Raw genomic sequence first — 14,089 nt, 5'->3', positions numbered from 1 at the left:
CGAACACCCGTACCAGATCTCACCTTCATCCTTATGTGAAGCGAACGGTGCGCACACGCGCGCGTGCGGCACAATGGCCGTGCCCGAAGAAGGTCCAAGTCTCAAGTGACGGAATCGGCGTGATGAGCAAGACGACAGTCAACGACGTCTCCACCGAGCCCGGTCCGCGGCGTGCCGAACCGGCCGCGACCGGGACGGTGGGCGGCAGCCGGGCGTTCGCCCTGCTCCTGGTGATCACCGGCGCGGCCGGACTGCTCGCCGCGTGGGTCATCACGGTCGACAAGTTCAAGCTCCTCGAGGCCAAGGTCGAGGGCAAGACCTTCACCCCCGGGTGCAGCCTCAACCCCGTCGTCTCCTGCGGCAGCGTCATGGAGAGCGACCAGGCCTCGGTCTTCGGCTTCCCCAACCCGATGCTCGGTCTCGTCGCCTACGGCATCGTCGTCTGCGTCGGCATCAGCCTGCTCGCGGGCGCCCGCTTCCCGCGCTGGTACTGGCTCACCTTCAACGCCGGCACGCTCTTCGGGGTCGTCTTCTGCGCCTGGCTGATGTTCCAGTCCCTGTACCGCATCAACGCCCTGTGCCTGTGGTGCTCCCTGGCCTGGGTCGCCACGATCTTCATGTTCTGGTACGTGACCTCGTTCAACGTCCGCAACGGCTTCCTGCCCGCCCCCGGCTGGCTCAAGAGCTTCTTCGGCGAGTTCACCTGGGTCCTGCCCGTGCTGCACGTCGGCATCATCGGCATGCTGATCCTGACCCGCTGGTGGGACTTCTGGACCAGCTGACCCGGCCGGACCCGGTCGCACGCACCGGGCGGATCCGGCCGACCGGGGCCTCCCGGCGGCCGACGGCATTGTCGGTGCGGTGAATTAGGGTTTCAGCGTGGAGCCCGATCTGTTCACCGCCGCAGCCGAAGAACGCCAGGAGAAGGACCCCGCCGGGAGCCCCCTGGCGGTCCGGATGCGTCCGCGCACCCTCGACGAGGTCGTGGGCCAGCAGCACCTGCTGAAGCCGGGCTCACCCCTGCGCCGCCTGGTCGGCGAGAGCGCCAGGGGCCCGGCCGGTCCCTCCTCGGTGATCCTCTGGGGCCCGCCGGGCACCGGCAAGACCACCCTGGCCTACGTCGTCTCCAAGGCCACCGACGCCCGCTTCGTCGAACTGTCCGCGATCACCGCCGGCGTCAAGGAGGTCCGTGCCGTCATCGACGGCGCCCGCCGCGCCACCGGAGGCTTCGGCAAGGAGACCGTCCTCTTCCTCGACGAGATCCACCGCTTCAGCAAGGCCCAGCAGGACTCCCTCCTGCCCGCCGTCGAGAACCGCTGGGTCACCCTGATCGCGGCCACCACGGAGAACCCGTTCTTCTCGGTCATCTCGCCCCTGCTCTCCCGCTCGCTCCTCCTCACCCTCGAACCGCTCACCGACGACGACCTGCGCGGCCTGCTGCGGCGCGCGGTGGCCGACGAACGCGGACTGAAGGGCGCCGTGGACCTCCCCGAGGACACCGAGGACCACCTCCTGCGCATCGCCGGCGGCGACGCCCGCCGCGCCCTCACCGCCCTGGAGGCCGCCGCCGGAGCCGCCCTGGACAAGGGCGAGACGCAGGTCTCCCTCGCCACCCTGGAGGAGACGGTCGACCGTGCAGCCGTGAAGTACGACCGCGACGGCGACCAGCACTACGACGTCGCCAGCGCCCTGATCAAGTCGATCCGCGGCTCCGACGTCGACGCGGCCCTGCACTACCTGGCCCGCATGATCGAGGCGGGCGAGGACCCCCGTTTCATCGCCCGCCGCCTGATGATCTCCGCCAGCGAGGACATCGGCCTGGCCGACCCCGGCGCCCTGCCGATCGCGGTCGCCGCCGCCCAGGCCGTCGCCATGATCGGTTTCCCCGAGGCCGCCCTCACCCTCAGCCACGCCACCATCGCCCTGGCCCTCGCCCCCAAGTCGAACTCCGCGACGACCGCGATAGGCGCCGCCCTGGACGACGTGCGCAAGGGGCTGGCCGGGCCCGTGCCGGCGCATCTGCGGGACGGGCACTACAAGGGAGCCGCCAAGCTGGGGCACGCGCAGGGGTACGTGTACCCGCACGACCTGCCCGAGGGGATCGCCCCCCAGCAGTACGCCCCGGACGCCATCAAGGACCGTCAGTACTACGAGCCGACCCGGCACGGCGCGGAGGCGCGGTACTCGGACGCCGTGGAGTGGACCAGGAAGCACCTCGGTCGCAAGCGGGACTGAGCACCCTGTAAACTCGCTCGGAGTGCTGTGTCCCGCGCTGTCAGAACGGGACGGTCAGCCGGAGCCCCGGTCCTTCGCGGACCGGCTCCAGGAGCGTCGCGCACCGTCGAACGGTGTCGCGGGCAGCCCATCACCAGCCGGGGTTCCGGTCAGGGTCGGTGGGCCACTCGCGTGCTGCACGTATGTGCCCAGACCAGGGGAGCGGCTGCCCGGCAGGTCCCCCGTGGACCCGGCGGGTCTCCCCGGCTGCGGATGCGACCTCCTTCAACCCTGACAAGCCGAAACCAGGAAATGAGAGACAGTGGCGAACCAGTCCCGCCCCAAGGTCAAGAAGTCGCGTGCCCTCGGCATCGCGCTGACCCCGAAGGCCGTCAAGTACTTCGAGGCCCGCCCCTACCCGCCGGGTGAGCACGGCCGCGGCCGCAAGCAGAACTCGGACTACAAGGTCCGTCTGCTCGAGAAGCAGCGTCTGCGCGCGCAGTACGACGTGTCCGAGCGCCAGCTCGTCCGCGCCTACGAGCGTGCCTCCAAGGTCCAGGGCAAGACCGGTGAGGCCCTGATCATCGAGCTCGAGCGCCGCCTCGACGCGCTGGTCCTGCGTTCGGGCATCGCCCGCACGATCTACCAGGCCCGCCAGATGGTCGTCCACGGCCACATCGAGGTCAACGGCCAGAAGGTCGACAAGCCCTCGTTCCGCGTCCGTCCCGACGACGTCGTGATGGTCCGCGAGCGCAGCCGCGAGAAGACCCTCTTCACGGTCGCCCGTGAGGGCGGCTTCGCCCCCGACGGCGAGACCCCGCGCTACCTCCAGGTGAACCTCCGCGCCCTGGCGTTCCGCCTGGACCGTGAGCCGAACCGCAAGGAGATCCCGGTCATCTGCGACGAGCAGCTGGTCGTCGAGTACTACGCCCGCTGATCCTCCGGCGGCCGCAGGACCTCTGTGCCCGGACCCGTCGTCCCCCCGCCCTTCCGGGCGGGCGGGGCGGCGGGTCCGCGCATGTCCGGGACCGTGGCCGCGACGCGGCCCGCGCCGCCCGTTAATCCGGTTCGGACCGGTCCCGGCGGCGCGATAGGCTCGGTGCACGACTTTTCCGATGCAGAGGCACGTTTCAGGGAGCGGGTGCGCAGTGTCCGGTGGAGAGGTGGCCGGCATCCTGGTGGCCGTGTTCTGGGCGATCCTGGTCTCCTTCCTCGCGGTAGCGCTGGCGAGACTGGCCCAGACGCTCAGAGCCACCACCAAGCTGGTCGCGGACGTGACCGATCAGGCCGTACCGCTGCTGGCGGACGCCTCCACGGCGGTCCGCTCGGCACAGACCCAGATCGACCGGGTCGACGCGATCGCCTCGGACGTCCAGGAGGTCACCTCCAACGCCTCCGCGCTCTCCACCACGGTCGCCTCCACCTTCGGCGGCCCCCTGGTGAAGGTCGCCGCCTTCGGTTACGGCGTCCGCCGGGCCCTCGGCGGACGGAAGGAAGACGGGCCCGCCAAAGCGCCCCGACGCACCGTGATCGTGGGCCGGACCGTCCCGGCCCAGCGGTGGGGCAAGCGGAAGAAGGACTGAGACTCAAGCGATGTTCCGTCGTACGTTCTGGTTCAGCACCGGTGTCGCCGCCGGCGTGTGGGCCACCACCAAGGTCAACCGCAAGCTGAGGCAGCTGACCCCCGAGAGCCTCGCCGCGACCGCGGCCAACAAGGCCCTCGAGACGGGAGCGCGCCTCAAGGACCGCGCGGTGGGTTTCGCGCTCGACGTCCGCGACAACATGGCCCAGCGGGAGGCCGAACTGGGGGACGCGCTCGGGCTCCGCTCGGACCCCGAACTCCCCGCACCCCGGCGGTACACCGCCATCGAGAACCACCCCAGCAAGCCGAAGCACGTCGACGACACGACGTACCCGTACAACCGGAATGAGGACCACTGATGGAGTCGGCTGAGATCCGCCGCCGCTGGCTGAGCTTCTTCGAGGAGCGCGGGCACACCGTCGTCCCTTCGGCGTCGCTCATCGCGGACGACCCGACTCTGCTCCTGGTCCCCGCCGGCATGGTGCCCTTCAAGCCCTACTTCCTGGGTGAGGTCAAGCCGCCCTTCCAGCGCGCCACCAGCGTGCAGAAGTGCGTGCGCACGCCCGACATCGAAGAGGTCGGCAAGACCACCCGCCACGGCACGTTCTTCCAGATGTGCGGCAACTTCTCCTTCGGCGACTACTTCAAGGAAGGCGCCATCTCCTACGCCTGGGAGCTGCTCACCACGCCCCAGGACAAGGGGGGGTACGGCCTGGAGCCGGAGAAGCTCTGGATCACCGTCTACAAGGACGACGACGAGGCCGAGCGCATCTGGCACGAGGTCGTCGGGGTGCCGAAGGAGCGCATCCAGCGCCTCGGCATGAAGGACAACTACTGGTCCATGGGCGTCCCCGGCCCGTGCGGCCCCTGTTCCGAGATCAACTACGACCGCGGCCCCGAGTTCGGTGTCGAGGGCGGCCCCGCCGTCAACGACGAGCGGTACGTGGAGATCTGGAACCTCGTCTTCATGCAGTACGAGCGCGGCGAGGGCATCGGCAAGGACAACTTCGAGATCCTGGGCGACCTGCCGAGCAAGAACATCGACACGGGCCTCGGCATGGAGCGCCTCGCCATGATTCTGCAGGGCGTGCAGAACATGTACGAGATCGACACCTCCATGGCCGTCATCAAGAAGGCCACCGAGCTGACCGGTGTGGCCTACGGCGACGCCCACGAGTCGGACGTCTCCCTGCGCGTGGTCACCGACCACATGCGCACCTCGGTGATGCTGATCGGCGACGGTGTGACCCCCGGCAACGAGGGCCGCGGCTACGTCCTGCGCCGCATCATGCGCCGCGCCATCCGCAACATGCGCCTGCTCGGCGCCACCGGCCCGGTGGTCAAGGACCTCATCGACACCGTCATCGCGATGATGGGCCAGCAGTACCCCGAGCTGGTCACCGACCGCGAGCGCATCGAGAAGGTCGCCGTCGCCGAGGAGAACGCCTTCCTCAAGGCCCTCAAGGGCGGCACGAACATCCTCGACACCGCCGTCACCGAGACCAAGCAGGCCGGCGGCAGCGTCCTGTCCGGAGACAAGGCCTTCCTGCTCCACGACACCTGGGGCTTCCCGATCGACCTCACCCTGGAGATGGCCGCCGAGCAGGGGCTGTCCGTGGACGAGGACGGCTTCCGCCGCCTGATGAAGGAACAGCGCGAGCGCGCCAAGGCCGACGCCCAGGCCAAGAAGACCGGCCACGCCGGCGCCGGCGCCTACCGCGAGATCGCCGACAAGGCCGGTGAGACCGACTTCATCGGCTACACCGACACCGAGGGCGAGACCACGGTCGTCGGCATCCTCGTCGACGGCGTCTCCTCCCCGGCCGCCACCGAGGGCGACGAGGTCGAGATCGTCCTGGACCGCACCCCGTTCTACGCCGAGGGCGGCGGCCAGATCGGTGACACCGGCCGCATCAGGATCGACACCGGTGCCGTCGTCGAGATCCGCGACACCCAGAAGCCGGTGCCGGGCGTGTACGTCCACAAGGGCGTCGTCCAGTTCGGCGAGGTGACCGTCGGGGCCAAGGCCCACGCCTCGATCGACGGCCGCCGCCGTACGGCCATCGCCCGCGCCCACTCGGCCACGCACCTCACCCACCAGGCCCTGCGCGACGCCCTCGGCCCGACGGCCGCCCAGGCCGGTTCCGAGAACCAGCCCGGTCGCTTCCGTTTCGACTTCGGCTCTCCCGCCGCCGTCCCGACGGCCGTGATGACCGACGTCGAGCAGAAGATCAACGAGGTGCTCGCCCGCGACCTGGACGTGCACGCCGAGATCCTCAGCCTCGACGAGGCCAAGAAGCAGGGCGCCATCGCCGAGTTCGGCGAGAAGTACGGCGAGCGGGTCCGCGTCGTGACCATCGGCGACTTCTCCAAGGAGCTGTGCGGCGGCACCCACGTGCACAACACCGCCCAGCTCGGCCTGGTGAAGCTGCTCGGCGAGTCGTCGATCGGTTCGGGCGTGCGCCGTATCGAGGCCCTCGTCGGCGTCGACGCCTATAACTTCCTGGCCCGTGAGCACACGGTCGTCGCCCAGCTCCAGGAACTGATCAAGGGCCGCCCGGAGGAGCTCCCGGAGAAGGTCTCCGCCATGCTCGGCAAGCTGAAGGACGCCGAGAAGGAGATCGAGAAGTTCCGTGCGGAGAAGGTCCTCCAGGCCGCCGCCGGTCTCGCCGGCTCCGCCAAGGACGTCCGCGGCGTCGCCGTCGTCACCGGACAGGTCCCGGACGGCACCACGCCGGACGACCTGCGCAAGCTGGTCCTCGACGTGCGCGGCCGCATCCAGGGCGGACGGGCCGTCGTCGTCGCCCTGTTCACGGTGAACAACGGCAAGCCGCTCACGGTCATCGCCACCAACGAGGCCGCCCGCGAGCGCGGCCTCAAGGCCGGCGACCTGGTCCGTACGGCGGCCAAGACCCTCGGCGGCGGCGGTGGCGGCAAGCCGGACGTCGCCCAGGGCGGTGGCCAGAACCCGGCCGCAGTCGGCGAGGCCGTCGACGCCGTCGAGCGGCTCGTGGCGGAATCGGCCAAGTGAGTCGTCCCATGCGCAAGGGCCGTCGTCTCGCCGTCGACGTCGGGGACGCCCGGATCGGGGTCGCCTCGTGCGACCCCGACGGGATCCTCGCCACCCCGGTGGAGACGGTCCCCGGCCGCGACGTCCCGGCGGCCCACCGCCGGCTGCGGCAACTCGTCGAGGAGTACGAGCCGATCGAAGTGGTCGTCGGCCTCCCTCGCTCCCTCAAGGGGGGCGAGGGCCCGGCCGCGGTCAAGGTGCGCGCCTTCGCCCAGGAGCTGGCCAAAGGCATCGCACCGGTCCCGGTCCGGCTGGTCGACGAGCGGATGACGACGGTGACGGCCAGTCAGGGACTGCGCGCCTCGGGAGTGAAGTCCAAGAAGGGACGTTCCGTCATCGACCAGGCGGCCGCTGTGATCATCCTCCAGCAGGCCCTGGAATCCGAACGGGTGTCAGGCTCGGCACCCGGCGAGGGCGTCGAAGTGGTCATCTGATCGCGGTACGGTAACGTTCCGCGCGATGCGGTGGTGTTCGAACAGTGACCGCACAGAAAGAGGCGGGACGGTAGCCGGACCCATACGCCGCGCGACCGCCGCCTCGCGGCTCTAGGGGATCGATGACTGAGTATGGCCGGGGCCCTGGCTCCGAACCGTGGCATCCGGAGGACCCGTTGTACGGGGACGGCGGATGGGAAGGGCAGCAGGGCCACACCGGCCATCAGCCTGCCTACGGCGACCGGCCGCAGCACCAGTACCCGCAGCAGCCGCAGCAGGAGTACGCGGACTGGAGCAACGGCCAGCCGCAGCAGTACGGGCAGCAGCAGTACCAGCAGTCCTACGACCAGCAGCAGTACGCCGCTCAGGGCCAGCAGTACCCCCACCAGGACCAGCAGGCCTACCAGGAGGGCGGCTGGGACGGCACCGGCAGCCACGCGCACGTCCCGTATGCGGCCGACCCCGGTGACCCGTACGGCCAGCAGGCCGCGGCCTACGGCGCCGAACAGCCCGACCTCTACGGGACGCCGGACGCCTATCCGCCGCCGGAGCCGCCCGCGCGCAGGCGCGCCGAGCCGGAACCGGAGGCGGAGCAGTCGCGGCCCGACTGGGACCCCGGTCCCGACCAGGGCGAGCACGCCTTCTTCGCGGGCGGCGGGGCGGACGACGAGGACGACGACGAGCCGGAGACGCGCGGCGACCGGCGCGGCCGCGGCGGCAAAGGGTCCAAGGGCGCCAAGAGCAAGAAGAGCCGCAATGGTTGTGCCTGCCTGGTCGTCCTGCTGGTGTTCGGCGGCGGCCTCGGCGGCGTCACCTACTTCGGCTACAAGTTCTACCAGAATCGTCACAGCGCGGCGCCGGACTTCGCGGGCGACGGCACCAGCCAGACCGTCAGCATCGAGGTCCCGAAAGGCGCCCGCGGCGTCGACATCGGCCGCAAGCTGAAGGAGGCCGGTGTGGTGAAGAGCGTCGACGCCTTCGTGTCCGCCTTCACCACCAACGACGGGGACCAGATCCAGGCGGGCGCGTACATCCTCAGGAAGGAGATGTCCGCCAAGAGCGCCGTGGAGATGATGCTCGACCCCAAGAGCCAGGCCAACGTGATGGTCCCGCCCGGCCGGCGGAACATCGCCGTCTACAAGGCGATCGACACCAAGCTCGGCCTCGCCGCCGGCACCACCAGGGACGTCGCGGAGAAGAACTTCAAGAACCTCGGCCTGCCCGACTGGGCGAACACCGACGGCGACGTCAAGGACCCGCTGGAGGGCTTCCTCTACCCCGGCACCTATCCCGCGGCCAAGGGCATGAAGCCCGAGACGGTCCTCAAGCAGATGGTCGCCCGGGCCGACGAGGCCTACGGCAAGTACGACCTCGAGACCAAGGCCAAGGCGCTGAAACTGGAGAACCCGCTCCAGGTCATCACGGTCGCCAGCCTGGTCCAGGCGGAGGGCAAGACGCACGACGACTTCCGCAAGATGGCGGAGGTGGTCTACAACCGTCTCAAGCCGACGAACACCGAGACCAACCAGCTGCTCCAGTTCGACTCGACCTTCAACTACCTGAAGAACGAGAGCAACATCCACATCAGCGAGTCCGAGATCAACAGAAACCAGGACCCGTACAACACGTACACCCAGAAGGGCCTTCCGCCGGGACCGATCGGGAACCCCGGGGCCGAGGCACTGACGGCGGCGCTGACCCCGACGAGCGACGGCTGGATCTACTTCGTGGCGACCGACGGCGAGAACAAGACCGAGTTCGCCAAGACCTACGCGGAATTCGAACGACTCAAGGACAAGTTCAACGAGAGCGCCGGTAACTGAGAACATGACCGACAACCCCCGCCCCGGCCACGTCCACCGGCACCGCGCCGCCGTGCTCGGCAGCCCCGTCGCCCACTCCCTCTCCCCGGTGCTGCACCGTGCCGCGTACCGGGCGATGGACCTGACGCAGTGGACGTACGACCTCTTCGACGTGGACGAGGCGGCCCTGCCCTCCTTCGTCGAGGGGCTCGGGGCCGAGTGGGCGGGACTGTCGCTGACCATGCCGCTCAAGCGCGCGGTCGTCCCCCTGCTGGACGAGGTCAGCGAGACGGCGGCCGCCGTCGAGGCGGTCAACACCCTGGTGTTCACCGAGGACGGCCGCCGCGTCGGCGACAACACCGACATCCCCGGCATGGTCGCCGCCCTGCGCGAGCACGGCGTCGAGCAGGTCGACTCGGCCGCGATCCTCGGCGCCGGCGCCACCGCCTCCTCCGCGCTGGCCGCGATGTCCCGGGTCTGCGCCGGCGAGGTCGTGGTCTACGTGCGCAGCGCGGACCGCGCCGCCGAGATGCGGCAGTGGGGCGAGCGCCTCGACGTCGACGTCCGCACGGCCGACTGGGCCGACGCGGCCGAGGCGCTGCGTGCCCCTCTGGTGATCGCCACCACGCCCGCGGGCACCACCGACGCGCTCGCCACCGCCGTGCCGGAGCGGCCCGCCACCCTCTTCGACGTGCTCTACCACCCCTGGCCGACCGAACTGGCCGCCCGCTGGTCGATGTTCGGCGGCGCCGTCGTCGGCGGCCTCGATCTGCTGGTGCACCAGGCGGCGCTCCAGGTGGAGCGGATGACCGGGCGCTCCCCGGCCCCCGTGGACGCGATGCGGAAGGCCGGAGAGCACGCGCTCGCCTCCCGCCCGTAGCGGGGATCTCCGCCACGGGTCCGGCTCGCGGGGCCCGCCCGCCGGCACCCGACGTCCGCCAGATGGACCGGCGGCCGGTTCCGGGTGGTGGACGTGGGAGGATCGGAGGTGGCGGACCAGGGTCGCGCACCCGGTCGCGCCGTTGCCGTACGCGAGGACGCGCGTACGCAGGGCAGTACCAGGCGCGAGACTGAGGAGCACCGTTGAGCAGGTTGCGCTGGCTGACCGCGGGGGAGTCCCACGGTCCCGCACTCGTGGCGACGCTGGAGGGCCTTCCCGCCGGCGTGCCGATCACCACGGACATGGTGGCGGACCATCTGGCGAGGCGCCGGCTCGGCTATGGGCGCGGTGCGCGGATGAAGTTCGAGCGGGACGAGGTGACCTTCCTCGGCGGTGTCCGCCACGGCCTCACCCTCGGTTCCCCGGTCGCGGTCATGGTGGGCAACACCGAGTGGCCGAAGTGGGACCAGGTCATGGCGGCCGACCCGGTCGACCCCGAGGTGCTCGCCGGGCTCGCCCGCAACGCGCCGCTGACCCGCCCCCGCCCCGGCCACGCCGACCTGGCCGGCATGCAGAAGTACGGCTTCGACGAGGCCCGGCCGATCCTGGAGCGCGCCTCCGCGCGCGAGACGGCCGCCCGCGTCGCCCTGGGCGCCGTCGCCCGGTCGTACCTCAAGGAGACGGCCGGCATCGAGATCGTCTCCCACGTCGTGGAGATCGCCGCCGCCAAGGCGCCGTACGGCGTGTACCCGACCCCCGCCGACGTCGAGAAGCTGGACGCCGACCCGGTGCGCTGCCTGGACGCGGACGCGTCGAAGGCGATGGTCGCCGAGATCGACCAGGCCCACAAGGACGGCGACACCCTCGGCGGGGTCGTCGAGGTGCTGGCCTACGACGTGCCGGTGGGCCTGGGCTCGCACGTGCACTGGGACCGCAAGCTGGACGCCCGGCTGGCCGGTGCCCTCATGGGCATCCAGGCGATCAAGGGCGTCGAGGTCGGCGACGGCTTCGACCTCGCGCGCGTGCCCGGCTCGCAGGCGCACGACGAGATCGTCGGCACCCCCGAGGGCCTGCGGCGGGCCTCCGGCCGCGCCGGCGGCACCGAGGGCGGTCTGTCCACCGGCGAACTGCTGCGCGTCCGCGCGGCCATGAAGCCGATCGCCACCGTGCCGCGCGCGCTGCGCACCGTGGACGTGGCCACCGGCGAGGCGACGCAGGCCCATCACCAGCGCTCCGACGTCTGCGCCGTGCCGGCGGCCGGCATCGTCGCCGAGGCCATGGTCGCGCTCGTCCTCGCGGACGCCGTCGCGGAGAAGTTCGGCGGCGACAGTGTCGCCGAGACCCGCCGCAACGTGCGGTCGTACCTCGACCACCTCCCCGTCCGATGAGCGGGCCGCTGGTCGTCCTGGTCGGGCCGATGGGCGTCGGCAAGTCCACCGTCGGTCAGCACCTGGCCGAGCGGCTCGGAGCCGCCTACCGGGACACCGACGAGGACATCGTCGCCGGACAGGGCCGCGCCATCGCCGACATCTTCGTCGAGGAGGGCGAGCCCGCCTTCCGCGCCCTCGAGAAGGCGGCCGTGCTGCGCGCGCTCGCCGAGCACGACGGCGTCCTGGCGCTCGGCGGAGGCTCGGTCCTCGACGAGGAGACGCGCGGCCGGCTGGCCGGACAGCGGGTGGTCTACCTGTCGATGGACGTCGAGGAGGCTGTGAGGCGGACCGGCCTCAACACGGCCCGCCCGCTGCTCGCCGTCAACCCGCGCAAGCAGTGGCGCGAGCTGATGGAGGCCCGTCGGCACCTCTACGAGGAAGTCGCCACCGCGGTCGTGTCGACGGACGGCCGCACGCCCGAAGAGGTCACCCAGGCAGTCCTGGACGCGTTGGAGTTGAAGGAAGCATGAGTGAGGCAGTGACGCGGATCCGGGTCGGCGGCAGCGCCGGCTCCGAGCCGTACGAGGTGCTGGTCGGGCACCGGCTCCTCGGCGAGCTGGGCGGGCTGATCGGCGACCGCGCGAAGCGGGTCGCGGTGATCCACCCCGAGGCGCTCGCCGAGACCGGGGAGGCGCTCCGCGCCGACCTGGCCGGACAGGGCTTCGAGGCGGTCGCCATCCAGGTCCCCAACGCGGAGGAGGCCAAGACCGCCGAGGTCGCGGCCTACTGCTGGAAGGCGCTCGGCCAGTCCGGGTTCACCCGCACCGACGTCGTGGTGGGCGTCGGCGGCGGCGCGACCACCGACCTCGCCGGGTTCGTGGCCGCCACCTGGCTGCGCGGGGTGCGCTGGATCGCCATCCCGACCACCGTGCTCGCCATGGTGGACGCGGCCGTCGGCGGCAAGACCGGCATCAACACCGCCGAGGGCAAGAACCTCGTCGGCGCCTTCCACCCGCCGGCCGGCGTGCTCTGCGACCTGGCCGCGCTGGACTCCCTGCCGACCCACGACTACGTCTCCGGACTCGCCGAGGTCATCAAGGCCGGCTTCATCGCCGACCCGGTCATCCTCGACCTCATCGAGGCCGACCCCGAGGCCGCCCGCACCCCGGCCGGCCCGCACACCGCCGAGCTGATCGAGCGCTCCATCCGGGTCAAGGCGGACGTCGTCTCCTCCGACCTCAAGGAGTCGGGCCTGCGGGAGATCCTCAACTACGGCCACACGCTCGCCCACGCCATCGAGAAGAACGAGCGCTACAAGTGGCGGCACGGCGCGGCCGTCTCGGTCGGCCTGCACTTCGCCGCCGAGCTGGGCCGCCTGGCCGGCCGGCTGGACGACGCCACGGCCGACCGCCACCGCACCGTGCTGGAGTCGGTGGGGCTGCCGCTGCACTACCGACACGACCAGTGGCCCAAGCTGCTGGAGAACATGAAGGTCGACAAGAAGTCCCGCGGCGACCTCCTGCGCTTCATCGTCCTCGACGGACTGGCCAAGCCCACCGTCCTCGAGAGCCCCGACCCGGCCGTGCTGCTCGCCGCGTACGGCGAGGTGGCCGAGTAAGTCCGCAGGGTCCCCATCCGTCCGATTCGCTTGGCGCACCCGGCACTTCGCACCGTCCCCGGCCGTTCACCAAAGGACGGCCGGGGGCGGTACCGTTCGGGGGGAAGTGAGGGTCCGCACCCTCGCTGCCAGCGTCAATCGCCTGTACGAGACGGAGTGGCACCGGATGCAGCACGCAGTGGGTTCTCCGCTGCCGCCGCCCCATCAGCCGGGGCACGGACCGGCCGTCGGCTGGTCGCCGGCCGCGCAACACCCGGGTCCGCACCAGCCCGCCGGCACCCCCGGACGGCCCGTGCCCCCGCCGCCCCCGGGCTTCACCGCCCCGCCGCCGGGCCCGCTCCGGCCCGCGCCCCCGGCCCCGCCCGCCGCGCACCCCCCGGCTCCGCAGCACGCTCCGCCTCCGCGGCACGCTCCGCCTCCGCGGCACGCTCCGCCTCCGCGGCACGCTCCGCCGGGCGGCGACGTCACCGGGCATGTGCCGCTGCCTCCCGGCGGTCCCGTCGGCGTGCCGAGCGCGCCGCCGGCCCCGGCGGCGCCCGACCCGGCGGCCACGACGCTCGCGGTGCTGCTCATCGGGCCGGCCGGCGCCGGGAAGACCAGCGTCGCCAAGTTCTGGGCCGACCACCGCCGGGTGCCCACCGCCCACATCAGCCTCGACGACGTCCGCGAATGGGTCCGCTCCGGCTTCGCCGACCCCCAGTCGGGCTGGAACGACCACTCCGAGGCGCAGTACCGCCTCGCCCGCCGCACCTGTGGCTTCGCCGCGCGCAACTTCCTGGCCAACGGCATCTCGTGCATCCTCGACGACGCGATCTTCCCCGACCGCCCGGCCGTCGGGCTCGGCGGCTGGAAGCGGCACGTGGGGCCCGGCCTGCTCCCGGTCGTCCTGCTCCCCGGCCTCGAAGTCGTCCTGGAACGCAACGCGGAGCGCTCCGGCAACCGCCGCCTCGCGGACGAGGAGGTCGCCCGCATCCACGGGCGCATGGCCGGCTGGTACGGCTCCGGACTCCCGATCATCGACAACTCCCAGCTGGACGTCCCGACGACGGCACGGGTCCTGGACGACGTGCTGGCGCGGGCGATAGCCAGCCCGCCGAGCTGGTGATCACGCCGGTGACC

The 14,089-nt window shown here is 71.4% G+C and carries 13 protein-coding genes; all 13 read left to right on the top strand.

Annotated elements, in window-relative coordinates; all coding sequences use genetic code 11:
* The first annotated feature begins 122 nt into the window (after window positions 1-122).
* The gene (locus AB0N31_RS09550) at window positions 123-782 is read left to right on the top strand and encodes a vitamin K epoxide reductase family protein (protein ID WP_366057831.1); all 660 of its coding nucleotides are present in this window, start codon (window positions 123-125) and stop codon (window positions 780-782) included.
* A gap of 97 nt (window positions 783-879) precedes the next feature.
* The gene (locus AB0N31_RS09545; protein WP_366057830.1) at window positions 880-2,235 is read left to right on the top strand and encodes a replication-associated recombination protein A; all 1,356 of its coding nucleotides are present in this window, start codon (window positions 880-882) and stop codon (window positions 2,233-2,235) included.
* 301 nt (window positions 2,236-2,536) lie between these two features.
* Window positions 2,537-3,151 carry a 30S ribosomal protein S4 gene (rpsD, locus tag AB0N31_RS09540; protein WP_366057829.1) on the top strand — a complete coding sequence of 205 codons (615 nt, stop codon included), beginning with the start codon at window positions 2,537-2,539 and terminating at the stop codon, window positions 3,149-3,151.
* 211 nt (window positions 3,152-3,362) lie between these two features.
* Window positions 3,363-3,797: a DUF948 domain-containing protein gene (locus AB0N31_RS09535; protein WP_366057828.1), complete on the top strand. Its 435-nt coding sequence runs from the start codon at window positions 3,363-3,365 to the stop codon at window positions 3,795-3,797.
* Window positions 3,798-3,807: 10 nt separating this feature from the next.
* On the top strand, window positions 3,808-4,155 hold the full coding sequence (locus AB0N31_RS09530) for a hypothetical protein (protein WP_366057827.1): 348 nt from the start codon (window positions 3,808-3,810) through the stop codon (window positions 4,153-4,155).
* Entirely contained in the window at window positions 4,155-6,827 is a 2,673-nt protein-coding gene (alaS, locus tag AB0N31_RS09525; RefSeq protein WP_366057826.1) for an alanine--tRNA ligase, read from the top strand. The genes AB0N31_RS09530 and alaS overlap by 1 nt, the downstream gene beginning before the upstream one ends.
* A gap of 8 nt (window positions 6,828-6,835) precedes the next feature.
* A complete protein-coding gene (ruvX, locus tag AB0N31_RS09520) occupies window positions 6,836-7,300 on the top strand; it encodes a Holliday junction resolvase RuvX (protein WP_366057825.1) in 465 nt (154 codons plus the stop codon).
* Between the two features lie 122 nt (window positions 7,301-7,422).
* Entirely contained in the window at window positions 7,423-9,123 is a 1,701-nt protein-coding gene (gene mltG / locus AB0N31_RS09515; protein ID WP_366057824.1) for an endolytic transglycosylase MltG, read from the top strand.
* 4 nt (window positions 9,124-9,127) lie between these two features.
* On the top strand, window positions 9,128-9,982 hold the full coding sequence (locus AB0N31_RS09510) for a shikimate dehydrogenase (protein ID WP_366057823.1): 855 nt from the start codon (window positions 9,128-9,130) through the stop codon (window positions 9,980-9,982).
* A gap of 203 nt (window positions 9,983-10,185) precedes the next feature.
* Window positions 10,186-11,370, top strand: coding sequence for a chorismate synthase (gene aroC / locus AB0N31_RS09505; protein WP_366057822.1), 1,185 nt, complete (start codon window positions 10,186-10,188; stop codon window positions 11,368-11,370).
* The gene (locus AB0N31_RS09500; protein WP_366057821.1) at window positions 11,367-11,882 is read left to right on the top strand and encodes a shikimate kinase; all 516 of its coding nucleotides are present in this window, start codon (window positions 11,367-11,369) and stop codon (window positions 11,880-11,882) included. Before aroC ends, AB0N31_RS09500 begins: the two co-directional genes overlap by 4 nt.
* Window positions 11,879-12,970 (top strand): 3-dehydroquinate synthase, encoded by a 1,092-nt coding sequence (gene aroB, locus AB0N31_RS09495; protein WP_366057819.1) that lies wholly within the window; start codon window positions 11,879-11,881, stop codon window positions 12,968-12,970. Before AB0N31_RS09500 ends, aroB begins: the two co-directional genes overlap by 4 nt.
* 166 nt (window positions 12,971-13,136) lie before the next feature.
* Complete coding sequence (locus AB0N31_RS09490) at window positions 13,137-14,075, top strand: Pro-rich N-terminal domain-containing protein (protein WP_366057818.1); 939 nt, start codon at window positions 13,137-13,139, stop codon at window positions 14,073-14,075.
* Window positions 14,076-14,089: the final 14 nt, after the last annotated feature.

This window comes from Streptomyces sp. NPDC051051 (genome assembly GCF_040682975.1).
In the GTDB taxonomy this organism is placed as follows: Bacteria; Actinomycetota; Actinomycetes; order Streptomycetales; family Streptomycetaceae; genus Streptomyces.
Note: the sequence above shows the minus strand (reverse complement) of the source record. Positions and strands in the feature narration are given on the sequence as shown.

Excerpts from the sequence above, each read along its gene's own strand:
- mltG (WP_366057824.1), top strand. The coding sequence starts at position 7,423 with ATGACTGAGTATGGCCGGGGCCCTGGCTCCGAACCGTGGCATCCGGAG.
- AB0N31_RS09500 (WP_366057821.1), top strand. The coding sequence starts at position 11,367 with ATGAGCGGGCCGCTGGTCGTCCTGGTCGGGCCGATGGGCGTCGGCAAG.
- ruvX (WP_366057825.1), top strand. The coding sequence starts at position 6,836 with ATGCGCAAGGGCCGTCGTCTCGCCGTCGACGTCGGGGACGCCCGGATC.
- AB0N31_RS09510 (WP_366057823.1), top strand. The coding sequence starts at position 9,128 with ATGACCGACAACCCCCGCCCCGGCCACGTCCACCGGCACCGCGCCGCC.
- AB0N31_RS09490 (WP_366057818.1), top strand. The coding sequence starts at position 13,137 with ATGCAGCACGCAGTGGGTTCTCCGCTGCCGCCGCCCCATCAGCCGGGG.
- aroB (WP_366057819.1), top strand. The coding sequence starts at position 11,879 with ATGAGTGAGGCAGTGACGCGGATCCGGGTCGGCGGCAGCGCCGGCTCC.
- alaS (WP_366057826.1), top strand. The coding sequence starts at position 4,155 with ATGGAGTCGGCTGAGATCCGCCGCCGCTGGCTGAGCTTCTTCGAGGAG.
- AB0N31_RS09530 (WP_366057827.1), top strand. The coding sequence starts at position 3,808 with ATGTTCCGTCGTACGTTCTGGTTCAGCACCGGTGTCGCCGCCGGCGTG.
- AB0N31_RS09550 (WP_366057831.1), top strand. The coding sequence starts at position 123 with ATGAGCAAGACGACAGTCAACGACGTCTCCACCGAGCCCGGTCCGCGG.